This window comes from Streptomyces saintjeani (genome assembly GCF_055409605.1).
The window spans coordinates 1,343,592-1,356,683 of the sequence record NZ_CP189624.1 but is presented as its reverse complement, the minus strand read 5'-3'; the positions used below and the strand labels follow the sequence as shown (position 1 = coordinate 1,356,683).

Here is a 13,092-nt window from a genome sequence, read left to right as displayed (position 1 = left end):
GGTCAGGCCTGCTTCTCGCTCGTCGGTGCCGCTTCCGGCTGCCTGCCGAACAGCTCGGACAAGGCCGTGCTCAGTGCGTCGATCGTCGGGTGGTCCCAGGTCAGCGCGTCATCGACGGTCACCTCGAACTCGTCCTCGATGTCGGCGGTGATGGCCAGCGCCGTCAGCGAGTCCAGGCCGTACTCGACCAGCGGGACGGACGTGTCGATGTCCTCCGGCGAGCGGCGCAGGTACGTCGCCACGCGCTCCGTCAGCCAGGTGTGCACGTCTCGGTTGCCAGCGGTCATGAGGGGGGTTCTCTTTCTTGAGCGGAGGGAGAAAGAAGCGCGGGGCGGCGGGGCCGGGAGCGCGGCGGACGTACGTCGGACGGGCTCCGCCCGTCACGGGTGAGGGGTTGTCCGACGGCATACGGATCTCGGACGCCGGGCGGCCATCGGGCGGCCGACGGTCCGGTTCTCAGACCGCGAGCGCTCTCCCGGTCAGGCCGAAGGAGCGGCCGGTGTCCCGGCGGTCCAGGAGTTCGGCGAAGAGCGCGTCCTCGACCTGGGCGGGCAGCGGGCCCGGCCGGCGCCGGTCCGGCACCGAGCGGAACAGGGCCGCGCGCAGCCAGGCGGGGTCGGCCAGGAAGCTCTCCGGCGGGGCGTGCCGCCACACTCGCACACAGGCGGTGCGGGACAGGAGACGCACGTACCGGGTGACCAGGTCGTAGTGTTCGGGCCGGGCGTCGACGCCGAGTTCCACCGGCGACAACTGACCGCACACGGCAGCCAGTTCGGCCAGTTCGGCGTGGTCGTCAAGGAGCAGCGTGCGTACGTCGTCGTGCTCGGGTGCCCAGGACGCCTCGGCCAGGGCGTGGAGGGATCCCATGACGGGGTCACGGCCCGCGGCATGCAGGGCCAGCCGGCCGTACGACAGGGGCGGCAGCGGCTGCGCGAGCGCGAACACGTCGTCCGGCGCCTCGGTGCCGGGGCGGGACCAGGTGCGGCGGGCCAGCAGGGGCAGCTGCGGCAGCAGGCTCATCTGGCAGGCGGCACGCGCGATGTGCCCGAAGCCGACGGGGGCGAGGTCGCGCAGCAGCTTCTGGAACAGCCCGGTCCGTCCCTCACGCAGATAGAAGTGGGCGCCGAGGAGTTCCGCGAGCCGGTCCATGGCCGCCAGCAGCAGCCGGGACACCTCGAACTTGACCGCGGAGGCGTACACGCTCGCCGCGCCGGGCACCAGGTGCAGCGCACGGGCGCCGACCGCGCCGAGCGCCTCGGCGCGCAGCAGGTCGGCGAAGACGCCGGCCAGCACCGAGCGGACGTGCGGGAGGCCGGTGGCGGGGCCGCCGTACAGCCGGCGCCGTGTCAGGTGGTCCACGGTGATGCGCAGTCCGGTGTCGAGGATCCCGGTGGCCATCGCGGGCAGGACCGTGCGGGTGATCTGGAGGGCCTTCAGCGCGGTCTCCAGACCGGAGCCCTGCGGGCCGAGGACCGCCGAGGCGGGCACCGGCAGTTCGTCGAAGCTCAGGCCGCCGAGCTGTACTCCCCGCATGCCGACGGTGCCGAAGCGCGGCAGGTCGGTCAGGCGGGCGGGATCGGTGCTCGCGCGGTCGACGAGGACCAGGGAGTGGCTGCGCGGACCGGGCCGGGGATCGGTACGGGCGAGGACGACCATGGCGTCGGCGCGTCCGATGTTGGTGACGACCTCCTTGCGGCCGCTCAGGCGCAGTCCGTCGGGCGCGGCGGTGGCGGCGAACTCCGTACCCGCCATGTCGTTGCCGTGGGCCAGTTCGTGGAAGGCGATGGCGATACGCCGGCCGTCCAGAAGCAGACGGGCGGCGTGCCCGGTCTGCTGTTCGTCCCCGGCGGTCCACAGGGTCACCCCGGCGATGAGCGAGCTGGCGCCGTAGCCGAGGCCGAGCGCGGGGTCGCGTCGGTAGAGCGCGCGCATCACCTCGGCGAGGTGGTCGGCCCGCTCCAGCCGGCCGCCCAGTTCGGGTGGTACGAACTCGGCGTTCAGCCCGTAGGAGTGCAGCAGCGACTCTCCGGTGGCGAGCATCTCCGCACGCTCGTCCGCGGCGAGAACGGCGGCGGCACCGATGGGGTTGGCCGGGTCGGAGAGGCTGCCGAGCAGCTGTTCCAGTTCGTCGGCGCGCTTGGGTGCGAGGCCGGTCGTGGTGGTCATGCGGCACCTCCCCAGAGGGTGAACTCCTGTGCGGGCATGGCGAGTAAGGCGTCGGCCAGGGCGCCGAACACGTCGCTGTCGTCCTCGCCGAGCAGCGAGGCCAGGCAGGCCCGCAGCCACAGGCCGTCCGTGCCGAGCCGTCCCGTGCGCAGCGGCGGGTTCTCCAGCCACAGCAGCAGGCAGGCGGCAGCGGCGTAGGCGCGTTCGTAGCGTTCGGCGAGGCCGAAAGCGGTGCTGGGCAGTCCGCCCGCCGCCGGTACGAAGTCCGCCGACTCCCTTTCCATCAGGGCGAGTTCGGCGAGCAGCCGGGCGATGAGCGGGCCCGCCTCCGGTGGCCCCTGCTCCGTCATGCGTGCCGCCGTGTCGGGAAGCGTCTGCACGGCGCTGCATCCTGTGACGGACAGCAGTGCCAGCCGGCCGCGGTCGAACGGGGGCAGGGGGGCGCCGAGGTCGGCGGCGGCCCGCAGGCCTTCGCGGTCGGCCCGGCCGCGGCTCAGCTGACGGCCAAGGCGTGGCATCTGGTTGAGGAGGGCGGCGCGGTTGACGACAGTGCTGCCGTCGAAGATGGCGCAGATACGGTGGTCGCGCTCCAGTTTGGCGAAACCGCCGCCGGGCGGCGAGGTGAGGAAGCCGCGCACACCCAGCAGTTCACCGAGGGAACCGAGGGTCTCCTGGGTCAGCGTCGGCACGTACGCCTTGGTGATCGCCGAGATCGCGCTCAGTTCCCCGGGCAGGGTGTGCACCGAGCGGGCGGAGAGCGCGCTCACCGCTTCGACGGTCAGCGCGGCGGCGGCTGCCCGGCCGAGGATGCGCCGTACGTGCGGGACGTCGGCGAGGCGGCGGCCGTACAGCTCGCGTCCGGTGGCGAAGTCGCGGGCCAGCCGCAGGGCGTGGTCGACGGCGCCGAGGGAGAGTGCCGTGCAGGCGACGCGGGTGAGCTGGAGCGTTTTGAGGACCACGGGGATCCCGTCGCCCACTTCGCCGACGAGGGCGTCGGCGGGCACCGGGGCACCGTCGAGGGTGAAGCCGCTGATGTCGGCGCCGCGGATGCCGTGCGTACGGACCTTCGGCAGGTTCTGCCAGGCGCCCTCGGGCAGGCGGCGCTTGTCCACGAGGAAGAGGCTGAAGCCGCGTCCGCCCCCCGCCGGGTCGGTGCGGGCCAGGACGCAGGCGAGGGCGGAGCGGGTGGCGTTGTTGATGAGCCACTTCTCGCCGGTGAGCCGCCAGCCGACAGCGTCTGCTTCCGCGTCGGCGTCCGTATCCGTCTCGGCCACCGCCGCCAACTCGCTCGCCAGCAGATCGGCGCCGTGGTCACGTTCGGTCAGTCCCCAGCAGACGGGCTCGCCTCCGCGTACCCGCTCGGCGAGCCGGGCGGCCTGCTCAGGCGTGCCGGCCACCCACACCGGGGCCGACCCCAGGAACGTCTTGCCGTGCGCGATGGCCACGGTCAGATCCCGGCGGGCTACCGCGCGCAGCAGCCGTACGGTCCTGCTGAAGTCTCCGTCCGCGGACAGGACGTAGTGGGCGGGCAGCCCCGCGTCGTCGAGGAGACGGACAGCGCTGTCGGGGAACTCCTCAAGGGCGTCGAGCTCGGCGAGCGCGTCGGGTGAGAAGGCATCGCTCTCGTGAGCGGCGAGCAGGGTCTCCAGACCGGCCGCGGTGGTCATCGCGCGGTCACCCGCCGGTGTTCGGCCAGGGCGGCGGTGAACAGCCGGTCCTCGCCGAGGTGCAGGGTGTCCAGTTCTCGGGCGAGGTAGAGGGCGCGCATCGTCGAGCGCTGCACTTTGCCGCTCGTGGTCCGTCGGACGCCACCGGGCCGGACCAGGGCGACCGAGGCGACCGGCACACCGAACTCGCGGGCCACGGTCTGCTTCATGTCGACGGCGATCGCGCCGAGCCGCTCGGCGCCCCAGTGGGCACGGATCTCGTGCACGGCGACGATCGCGGGAGTGGTGTCCGGCCCGTCGTCGTTCCCGACCATGAAGACGGCTCCGTGCAGGCCCGCCAACTCCTCGTGCTGGGAACGCAGTTCGTACTCGATGTCGGCGGGGTGCAGATTGCGCCCGTGCAGGACGAGGACGTCCTTGCGGCGGCCGGTGATGTAGATGTCACCGTCGAGGAGGCCGCCGAGGTCGCCCGTGCGCAGGAACGGACCGCGTCCGTCTGCGGTGTACGCCCGGAACGTGGTGTCGGTGGCGCCCGTCTTTTCCCAGTACCCGGCGGCGACGCAGGGGCCGCTGAGCCAGATCTCACCGATCCGGCCCTCGGGCAGCGCGTCCGCGGTGTCGGGATCGACGATCAGTACGTCGGAGCCGGTCGGTGCCCCGCATCCGACGAGCACACGGGACGGTTCCGTGTCGTCGCTGGCCGGCCTCAGTACCTGTTCCTCCAGTGCCGAGGCGTCGACGGTGGTGCGCAGGGGTTCCCGTCCGGTGGTGGCTGAGGCCATCAGAGTCGCCTCCGCCAGGCCGTACACGGGGATGAGCGCGTCGGGCCGCAGTCCCGCGGCGGCGAACCTCTCGGTGAAGGCCGTGACCACCTCGGCGCGGACCGGTTCCGAGCCGTCGGTGGCCCTGACCCGGGACAGGTCGAGCGTGGCGAGCTGCTCGTCGGTGACCCGCCGGACACACAGCTCAAAACCGAAGTCGGGCGCGGCGGTGAAGCGGACGTCGCAGGCGTCCAGCATCCGCAGCCAGTGGTACGGGCGGCGCAGGAAGGACATGGGGTCCATCTGGGTGTACCCGTTGCCGGACAGGAGGCCGGACAGCACCAGGCCTATCAGTCCCATGTCGTGGTACAGGGGGATCCAGCCGCCGTACGTCGTGTCGCTGTCGTTCCCGAACGCGGCCACCATCCGTTCGACGTTGGTGACCAGGTTGCCGTGGGTGACCATGACGCCCTTGGGGTCGCCGGTCGATCCCGAGGTGTACTGGAGCAGTGCCAGGGTTTCCGGCGACACCTCGGGAGCGGTCCAGGCGTCCGGGTCTCCGTCACCGGCGTCGACAGCGTGGCAGACCACCCCGGCGATGCCCTCCTCGGCGATCCACTTCTCCACGTCCGGCAGATCGCTCCGCTGCGTCAGGACGACACTCACCCTGGCGTCGCGGGCGATGGCGGCAAGTCTGCGGCGCTCGTGGCGGTAGCGGCCCGGCAGGGGGGAGGGCACCGCGATGACGCCGGCGTAGACACAGGCGGAGAAGGAGGTGGTGAACTCGATTCCCGGGGAGTGGACGAGCAGTGCACGGTCTCCTACGGAGAATCGCTCCTGGAGCCAGGAGGCAATGCGGCGGGAATGCAGATCCAGTTCCCCGCGGTCGCGTACCGTGCATCTGAGATCGGTGAATTCGGAGACGAATGTTACCGCAGGCTGCCGCGGATTTAGCGCCGCCCGCTCCCTCAGTTTCGTGAGTAATTCTCGCACGGTAGGAAACGTACTTGATCATGGTCGACGATTCGGCAGCGAAATCTTCACGCAACGGCAAAGCAATGCCATCGAAGGTGCAAGCGATCTTTAGCACTCCATGATCGACTCCGGTCAACGGTGAGCGTAGAACGGACTTGTGCCTACCCCCGCCACGTCCGCCGTCGCTCTCTACGGCCTACATAAGCACTTTCAGGACAATCCTGCCTTAAGTGGCATCGACCTGGAAGTGGATACAGGTGAGGTCATGGGCCTCCTGGGCCCGAACGGGGCCGGTAAAACCACTCTGGTAAAGATTCTTACGACTCTTCTCAAGCCGGATTCCGGACATGCCTTCGTGAATGGCTGGAATGTGGTGAAGGCGCCTGAAAAGGTGCGGTCAACGATCGGAATGGCTGGCCAGTACTCGACGGTCGACAGCTTGCTGACCGGCTTCGAAAACCTTTATCTCCTCGCGAAACTGCGTGGTCTGGGCCGCTCTGCGGCCCGCCGCGTCGCCGACGACCTGCTGTCCCGGTTCCGGCTCACCGACGTCGCGGGGCGCCCCGCCGGCACCTACTCGGGCGGGATGCGGCGACGCCTTGATCTGGCCGCTGCCCTCGTCTGCTCCCCTCCCTTGATCCTCCTGGACGAGCCCACCACCGGCCTTGACCCCGAAAGCAGGTTCGACACCTGGGACGCGATCGGTGAACTGGTTTCCGGCGGCACCACGATCCTGCTGACCACCCAGTACCTGGAGGAGGCGGACCGTCTCGCCGACCGGATCACCGTGATCGACCGTGGCCAGGTGGTGGCGGAAGGCACCAGCGACGAACTGAAGGCCGCCGCCGGAGACCGGCTCGTCCTGTGTGTCGCCGAGGACCACCAGCTCGACGCGGCGGCCCGCGCCGCCGCACGGGCCACCGGCGCGCCCCCGACGGTGGACCGCAGGGCCCGCCGCGTGGAGGCAGCCGCCACCGACGGCCGGGCCGCACTGGGCCGTGCCCTCACCGCGCTGGAGGACGAGGATGTCGAGGTACTGGAGATCGGGCTCAGTCGCTGCACCCTCGACGACGTGTTCCTCGGCCTGACCGGCCGCGCCCGGCGGGAGGCGACACGATGACCGCGCCCACTGACGTCCAGCAGAGCGGCGCCCCGCACCGGGGCGCGCCCGGCACCGGACTCCCCTCGTCCGTCGTCCCGACCCGCGCCCGGCGCAATCCCGTGCTCCGGGTCGTCGCGGAGAGCGCGGATCTCGCCCTGCGCAACCTGCTGCACCTGCGGCGCACTCCAGGACTGCTCATCTCGTGCCTGGTCGAGCCGGTCGTGTACGCCCTGCTGATCGGGTACGTCTTCGGCAACAGCCTGGGCGGCACGGCCTACCGCTCGTACATGTTCGCCGGGCTGATCGCCCAGACGGTGGCCTTCACCACGACCTTCACCACGGTCGGGCTCTCCCGGGACCTGGACCAGGGCATGGTCGACCGCTTCCGTACCCTGCCGATCTCCCGTGTGGCCCTGCTGCTCGGCCGGACGACCTCCGACCTCACGACCTGCGTGGCAAGCCTCGCCGTCACCACCACGTGCGGTCTGCTCATGGGCTGGCGCCCGCACACAGGACCCGTCGAGGTGGCCGCCGGGATCCTGCTGGTGCTCCTGTTCTCCTTCGCGATGTCGTGGATCGGCGTCTTCGTCTCCCTCATCTCGCCGAACTCCCAGGTGGCCGGGAGCCTCGGGGTGATCTGGCTGTTCCCGGCGACGTTCATCTCCTCCGGGTTCGTCTCCGGGGCGACCCTCCCCGGCCCGCTGGCCACCGTGGCCGCCTGGAACCCCATCACCTCGCTCGCGAACGCCCTGCGCCGGCTCTTCGGCAACCCGCCCCCGCCGGGCTTCTCCGTGCAGCACGCCTGGCCCGCCCAGCACCCCGAGCTGTACACGGCGGCCTGCTCGGTACTGCTCATCGCCGTCTTCACCTCCCTCTCGACATGGCGTTACCGCACCCGCACGAGCCGCTGACCGCGGCCACGACCGAGCCCGGTGCCACGACCCGGCCGGGCTCGGCCACCGGCCCCCGCGCCCGCACAGGAGTACCCATGACCGTCCCCACCCTGCGTCTCGGCCTCAATCTCGGCTACTGGGTCGGCGGCAACGACGCGTCGAACATCTCGCTCGCCTCCCTGGCCGAGGATCTCGGCTACTCGGCGGTGTGGGTCTCGGAGGCCTACGGATCCGACGCCGTCACCGTGCTGTCCTGGATCGCCTCCCGCACGTCCCGCATCGACGTCGGCAGCGCGGTCCTACAGATCCCCGCCCGCTCGCCCGCCATGACGGCGATGACCGCCGCCACCCTCGACACCCTGTCCGGCGGACGGTTCAGGCTCGGCCTCGGCGTGTCCGGACCGCAGGTCTCGGAGGGCTGGCACGGCGTCAGATTCGGCTCACCGCTGGGCCGTACCCGCGAATACGTCGACCTGGTGCGCCGCGCCCTGCGCCGGGAACCCCTGGAGTACGAAGGCAGGCACTTCACGCTTCCGCTGCCGGACGGCCCCGGCAAGGCGCTCGCCCTGACCATCCGGCCGCTCCGCGAGCGGATCCCGGTCTATCTCGCCGCCCTCGGCCCGAAGAACCTGGAACTGGCCGGCGAGATCGCCGACGGCTGGCTTCCGGTGTTCTTCTCTCCCACCCACGCCCCCAGGCAGCTCGCACCCCTGCGGGCCGGCCTCGCGAAGTCCGGGCGCACCCTCGACGGGTTCGACATCGCCCCTTGCGTGCCCCTGGTGACCGGCGCCGACTGGCGGGTCTGTGCCCGGCGGGTACGGGGATACGCCGCGCTGTACCTCGGCGGCATGGGCGGCCGGGAGGACAACCACTACACCCAGCTGGCCGAGCGCATGGGCTTCGCTGCCCAGGCCCGTGCCGTCCAGGACAGGTTCCTGGCCGGTGACTACCCGGGCGCCATGGCCGCCGTACCGCTCGAATTCCTCGACGCCACCTCGCTGCTCGGGCCGCGGGAGCGGATCGCCGAGCGGATGACGGCGTTCGCCGAAGCCGGCGCCACCACCCTCAACCTCATGCCGGTCGGCCCCGGGCTGCCCGGCCCGGACCGTGCTGCCGACGCGCTGCGCACCGCCGCCGAGGCCGCGGAACTCGCGGGCGTCCTCGCTCCCGGTCCCACCCCGCAAGACCCCCGCCCGCAAGGCACGCACGACTCGCAAGGAGACACCCCCACCCATGACCGCGCATGACACGACCAAGCTGGTCTGCCTCCCGTACGCCGGAGCGGGCGCCTCGTTCTACCGCCCCTGGACAGCCCTCGCCGGGGACGCTCTGGAGATCGTGGCGCTGCAACTGCCGGGCCGGGAACGGCTGATCGACGAGGAGCCGTACCAGGACGTCCACCAGGCCGCCGACGGGCTCATGGCCCAGCTGCGGGAGCGCCTCGGCCACGACGGCGGCCGGGTGGCCCTCTTCGGCCACAGCCTCGGCGCGGTGCTCGCGTACGAACTCGCCCGCCGGCTGGCCGACGAACCCGGCACCGAACTCGTCCATCTGTTCGTCAGCGGATCGCCGGACCCCTCCCGGGGGCGTGAGCAGCGGGCCACAGGCCTGTCCGACGAGGAATTCCTCGCCCAGGTCGGTGAGTTCGCCGGCTACCACCATCCCGCGCTGGACGACCCGGAGATGCGGGAGATGATCCTGCCCGCCCTGCGCGCGGACGTCGAGATGCACGAGAACTACGTGCCCGGTACCGACCTCCCGCTGAACGTGCCCCTCACGGTCGTCCGCGGCGAGGACGACGAACTGGTCGGCTACGACGACGCGGAGTCCTGGAGCAAGGTGGCCGGCCTCGACTTCGAACACGTCGAGGTTCCCGGCGGCCACATGTATCTGACCGACACCGCCTCCACGCTGGTCCGTCTGATCGTCTCGACGGTGCTGTAGCCCGTTCGGCGTCCCCACACCCTTTCCCGAAGTCACCCAAGGAGTTCCCGATGCGTCTGCACGGCAAGTCGGTCCTCGTCACCGGCGCCGCCCGAGGACTCGGCCGGGCCACCGCGGTCGCGTGCGCGGCCGAGGGCGCCGACCTCACGCTGCTGGACATCTGCGCCGACCTGCCCGGGGTGCCCTACCCGCTGGGCACCCCGGGCCAGCTGGAGCACACCGCCGCACTGTGCCGGGAGGCGGGCGCCGCCGTCCTCACCGCCGAGACCGACATCCGCGACCTGCTCGCCGTACGAGAGGCGGTCACCCGCGCCGAGGACCGGTTCGGCCGGATCGACGTCGCCGTCAACAACGCGGGCATCGCCGCGCCCTCCGGCAAACCGGTGCACGACATCGACGAGGACGAGTGGTCCCTCATGATCGACGTCGACCTCTCCGGGGCCTGGCGGGTGATCCGCGAGGTCGGCAAGGCGATGAGTGCCCGGCGCGCGGGCAGCATCGTCAACGTCGCCTCCACGGCCGGGCTCGTCGGCTACCGCCACTTCGCCGGATACGTCGCCGCCAAGCACGCCGTCGTCGGCCTCACCAAGGCCGCCGCGCTCGACTACGCGCCGACGAAGGTCCGCGTGAACGCCGTGTGTCCGGGATCGGTGCGCGACGAGGCGGGCGCCGAGGGCCGGATGCTCGCCGAGATCGCCCGCGCCCTGGAGGTACCCGTCGACGAGCACGAGAAGACCTTCGTCGAGGCCCAGCCCATGAACGCCCTGATCGAACCCGAGGACGTCGCCGCCGCCGTGGTCTTCCTCGCCTCGGACGAGTCCCGGCAGATCACCGGCTCGGTCCTGACCGTGGACGGCGGCTTCAGCGTCCGCTGAGCAGTGCGCAGCCGTACCGGCCCCCTCTGGACAACAAGGAGTACCCCCGTGTCAGGCCCTCTCCTTCCCGCGGCACGCTGCCACGCGGTACGCGTGCGCTTGGACCGTTCCCCGGACCCGACGGCCCCTGCGGGGCTGTGGACGGACGACATACCCGTGCCGGCGGCGGACGCGCTCGCCGAACGCCGCCGCGCCGCCGAACTCGCCCGTCCCGCCTCCGGACCGCGCAGAGTCCTGCTGCGCTACGCCGACGGCCCGTGCGACCTGATCCTCGTCGCCCCGCGCGACCAGTGGGACCGTACGGCCCTCGCACGCCTGGCGGCCGGCGAGTCCGTCACGGCGGACACCCGCCGCCCCGCCCCCGAGGCACCCGCGTTCGTGCCCGCCCCCGCGTGGGGGCTCGGCCACGACGGCCCCACCGTCCCTCACCACTTCTCCCTGGACGAAGGGGGCGACGAGGCGAGCTGGCTCGCGGCCCTCGCCGTCACCCTGCGCCGCTACGACCCCGAGACCTCGCCGGTCATCGGCACGGACCATGGCTCCTTCACCGTGCCGGAGGCCCCCACGCTCGGTGAGCTGAAGCCCACCGCCGCGGACGGGCCCGCGCTCGTCGGCCTGCTCTTCGACGAGGCCGAGCTGCCCGGCGCCTACGTGCCCTGCCTGGCACCGCCGTTCGCGCTCACCGTGTCGGTCTTCAAAGACGCCGACGGCTGGCGGCTGCGCTGCGACCACGTCGGCACCCACGTCTCCACGGCGATCGCCGCTCAGTTCGCCCGGCACCTGGTACGGGTGCACCGGCACGTCCTGCGTTCGCCCGGGACCGCGGTCGACGACATCGATCTGCTGGACGAGACCGAACGAGACCGGGTGGTGGCACTGGGTCGCCCGCCCCGCCCTCTGGTCACCACCGCGATGAGCGTGCCCGAGGCGTTCACGCGGATCGTGGCGGCGGCTCCGGACCGCGTCGCCGTCACGGAGGGCGGCGCCGGCCTGACCTACCGCGAACTCGACGACCGCGCCGCCGGGTTGGCGCGGGGCCTGCGCGAGCACGGCGTCACGGCCGGCGACCGGGTGGGCGTGTGCCTGGAGCGCACCGCCGAACTCGTCGTCACCCTGCTCGCCGTGCTGAAGGCCGGCGCGACCTATGTACCCGTCGACCCCGCCTACCCGGCGGACCGGATCGCCCACACGGCACGGGACGCGGGACTGGGTGTGGTGGTCACCCGCCTGCCGGAGTTCCCGGCGGTGACGGGCTGCGTACCGATGACACCGGACGAGCTGCTCGACTCGGCGCCTGAGCCCGGCGACGCCCCGGTCCCTCCCTCCGCCGTCGCACCGGACACCGTCGCCTACGTCATCTACACCTCCGGCTCCACCGGTCGCCCCAAGGGCGTCGAGGTGCCGCACCGGAACGTGATCGCCCTGATCGACGCGACCCGCGACGAGTACGGGCTCGGCGAAGCGGACGTGTGGACCTGGTTCCACTCCAGCGCCTTCGACTTCTCGGTGTGGGAGATCTGGGGCTGCCTGCTGACCGGCGGACGGCTGGTCGTGGTGCCGTACTTCGTCTCCCGGGAACCCGACCGTTTCCGCGATCTGCTGGTGTCCGAGAAGGTCACCGTACTCAGCCAGACCCCGTCGGCCTTCGCGCAGTTGCTGGACGTGGACCACACCCGGGTCGGGGTTCGGCTGGTCGTGTTCGGCGGCGAACCGCTCGACGCGCGGATGCTGCTGCCCTGGTTCGACCGGCATCCCGAGTCGGTGTGCCGGATGGTGAACATGTTCGGCATCACCGAGACGACGGTCCACGTCACTGAGCAGAGCCTCACCCGGAAACTGGCGCTCGCGGCCACCCGCTCGGTCGGGCACGCCCTGCCCGGCTGGCACCTCTACGTTCAGGATCCGGCCGGACGCCTGCTGCCGCCCGGAGTGGCCGGCGAGATCTGCGTCGGCGGAGCCGGAGTCGCGCTCGGCTACCTGGGCCGACCCGACCTGACCACTCAGCGGTTCGTACCGGACCCGGTCACCGGCGGCGTCATGTACCGCAGCGGCGATCTGGGACGCCTCCGCCCGGACGGTCGTCTCGAACACCTCGGACGCATCGACAGCCAGGTGAAGATCCGCGGCTTCCGCATAGAGCTGGACGAGATCCGCTCGGTCCTGCTGGAGGACCCGGACGTGCGGACGGCGGCCGTCGTGGTGCGCCGCGTCGATCCCGCCGATGCCGCCACCGCCCGGATCGACGCCTACGTGGTCCTCTCCGGCGGAGACCCCGGAACGGTCCGCAAGCGGGCCGCGGGCATCCTGCCCGACCACATGCTCCCCACCACGGTCACCTCCCTGGACGCGCTTCCGCTGACGGCCAACGGAAAGCTCGACACGACCCGCCTCCCCGAATGCGCGGCGCCCGGCATGCCACTGCCACCGCGGGACACCGAGCCGGTCACCGACGCCGACGGCCTCGCGGAGCGGCTCAGGGAGATCTGGAGCGAGGTGCTGGGCGCGCCGGTCGGTCTGGACGACGACTTCTTCGAGCTGGGCGGCAACTCCCTGTTCGCCGTCCGGATAGGCGCCGCACTGCGAGCGCACGGTCTGCCGTCGCTCCGGCTGCGAGAGCTGTACCGCCATCCGACCGTCCGCGACGTTGCCAGGAGCCTTGCATCCTCGGGTGACTGACCCCATCACCGGTCGGCAGGGAGGCGGTGGCAC

The 13,092-nt window shown here is 71.7% G+C and carries 10 protein-coding genes; 6 read left to right on the top strand and 4 right to left on the bottom strand.

From position 1 onward, the window contains the following. Positions 1-2: 2 nt before the first annotated feature. The 4 genes from ACQCO7_RS06000 to ACQCO7_RS05985 form a co-directional block, all read right to left on the bottom strand. Positions 3-287, bottom strand: a complete 285-nt coding sequence (locus tag ACQCO7_RS06000; RefSeq protein WP_464070841.1) for an acyl carrier protein — start codon at positions 285-287, stop codon at positions 3-5. 169 nt (positions 288-456) lie between these two features. Then, the gene (locus tag ACQCO7_RS05995; protein ID WP_464070840.1) at positions 457-2,166 is read right to left on the bottom strand and encodes an acyl-CoA dehydrogenase; all 1,710 of its coding nucleotides are present in this window, start codon (positions 2,164-2,166) and stop codon (positions 457-459) included. After that, positions 2,163-3,833, bottom strand: coding sequence for an acyl-CoA dehydrogenase family protein (locus tag ACQCO7_RS05990; RefSeq protein ID WP_464070839.1), 1,671 nt, complete (start codon positions 3,831-3,833; stop codon positions 2,163-2,165). Before ACQCO7_RS05990 ends, ACQCO7_RS05995 begins: the two co-directional genes overlap by 4 nt. Further along, positions 3,830-5,587 carry a fatty acyl-AMP ligase gene (locus tag ACQCO7_RS05985; protein ID WP_464070838.1) on the bottom strand — a complete coding sequence of 586 codons (1,758 nt, stop codon included), beginning with the start codon at positions 5,585-5,587 and terminating at the stop codon, positions 3,830-3,832. The genes ACQCO7_RS05990 and ACQCO7_RS05985 overlap by 4 nt, the downstream gene beginning before the upstream one ends. Before the next feature lie 139 nt (positions 5,588-5,726). On the opposite strand from ACQCO7_RS05985, the gene ACQCO7_RS05980 reads away from it, so the two are divergent. From ACQCO7_RS05980 to ACQCO7_RS05955, 6 genes are all read left to right on the top strand, one after another. After that, positions 5,727-6,689 (top strand): ATP-binding cassette domain-containing protein, encoded by a 963-nt coding sequence (locus tag ACQCO7_RS05980; RefSeq protein ID WP_464070837.1) that lies wholly within the window; start codon positions 5,727-5,729, stop codon positions 6,687-6,689. After that, the gene (locus ACQCO7_RS05975; protein WP_464070836.1) at positions 6,686-7,582 is read left to right on the top strand and encodes an ABC transporter permease; all 897 of its coding nucleotides are present in this window, start codon (positions 6,686-6,688) and stop codon (positions 7,580-7,582) included. Before ACQCO7_RS05980 ends, ACQCO7_RS05975 begins: the two co-directional genes overlap by 4 nt. A 77-nt stretch (positions 7,583-7,659) precedes the next feature. Then, entirely contained in the window at positions 7,660-8,811 is a 1,152-nt protein-coding gene (locus ACQCO7_RS05970; protein WP_464070835.1) for an LLM class F420-dependent oxidoreductase, read from the top strand. Then, a complete protein-coding gene (locus ACQCO7_RS05965; RefSeq protein ID WP_464070834.1) occupies positions 8,798-9,508 on the top strand; it encodes a thioesterase II family protein in 711 nt (236 codons plus the stop codon). The genes ACQCO7_RS05970 and ACQCO7_RS05965 overlap by 14 nt, the downstream gene beginning before the upstream one ends. A 50-nt stretch (positions 9,509-9,558) precedes the next feature. Beyond that, positions 9,559-10,383: an SDR family oxidoreductase gene (locus tag ACQCO7_RS05960; protein ID WP_464070833.1), complete on the top strand. Its 825-nt coding sequence runs from the start codon at positions 9,559-9,561 to the stop codon at positions 10,381-10,383. 48 nt (positions 10,384-10,431) lie between these two features. After that, positions 10,432-13,059 carry a non-ribosomal peptide synthetase gene (locus ACQCO7_RS05955; protein ID WP_464070832.1) on the top strand — a complete coding sequence of 876 codons (2,628 nt, stop codon included), beginning with the start codon at positions 10,432-10,434 and terminating at the stop codon, positions 13,057-13,059. Positions 13,060-13,092: the final 33 nt, after the last annotated feature.

Coding starts and splice junctions, on each gene's coding strand:
- ACQCO7_RS06000 (WP_464070841.1), bottom strand. CDS start 287: ATGACCGCTGGCAACCGAGACGTGCACACCTGGCTGACGGAGCGCGTG.
- ACQCO7_RS05995 (WP_464070840.1), bottom strand. CDS start 2,166: ATGACCACCACGACCGGCCTCGCACCCAAGCGCGCCGACGAACTGGAA.
- ACQCO7_RS05990 (WP_464070839.1), bottom strand. CDS start 3,833: ATGACCACCGCGGCCGGTCTGGAGACCCTGCTCGCCGCTCACGAGAGC.
- ACQCO7_RS05975 (WP_464070836.1), top strand. CDS start 6,686: ATGACCGCGCCCACTGACGTCCAGCAGAGCGGCGCCCCGCACCGGGGC.
- ACQCO7_RS05970 (WP_464070835.1), top strand. CDS start 7,660: ATGACCGTCCCCACCCTGCGTCTCGGCCTCAATCTCGGCTACTGGGTC.
- ACQCO7_RS05965 (WP_464070834.1), top strand. CDS start 8,798: ATGACCGCGCATGACACGACCAAGCTGGTCTGCCTCCCGTACGCCGGA.
- ACQCO7_RS05960 (WP_464070833.1), top strand. CDS start 9,559: ATGCGTCTGCACGGCAAGTCGGTCCTCGTCACCGGCGCCGCCCGAGGA.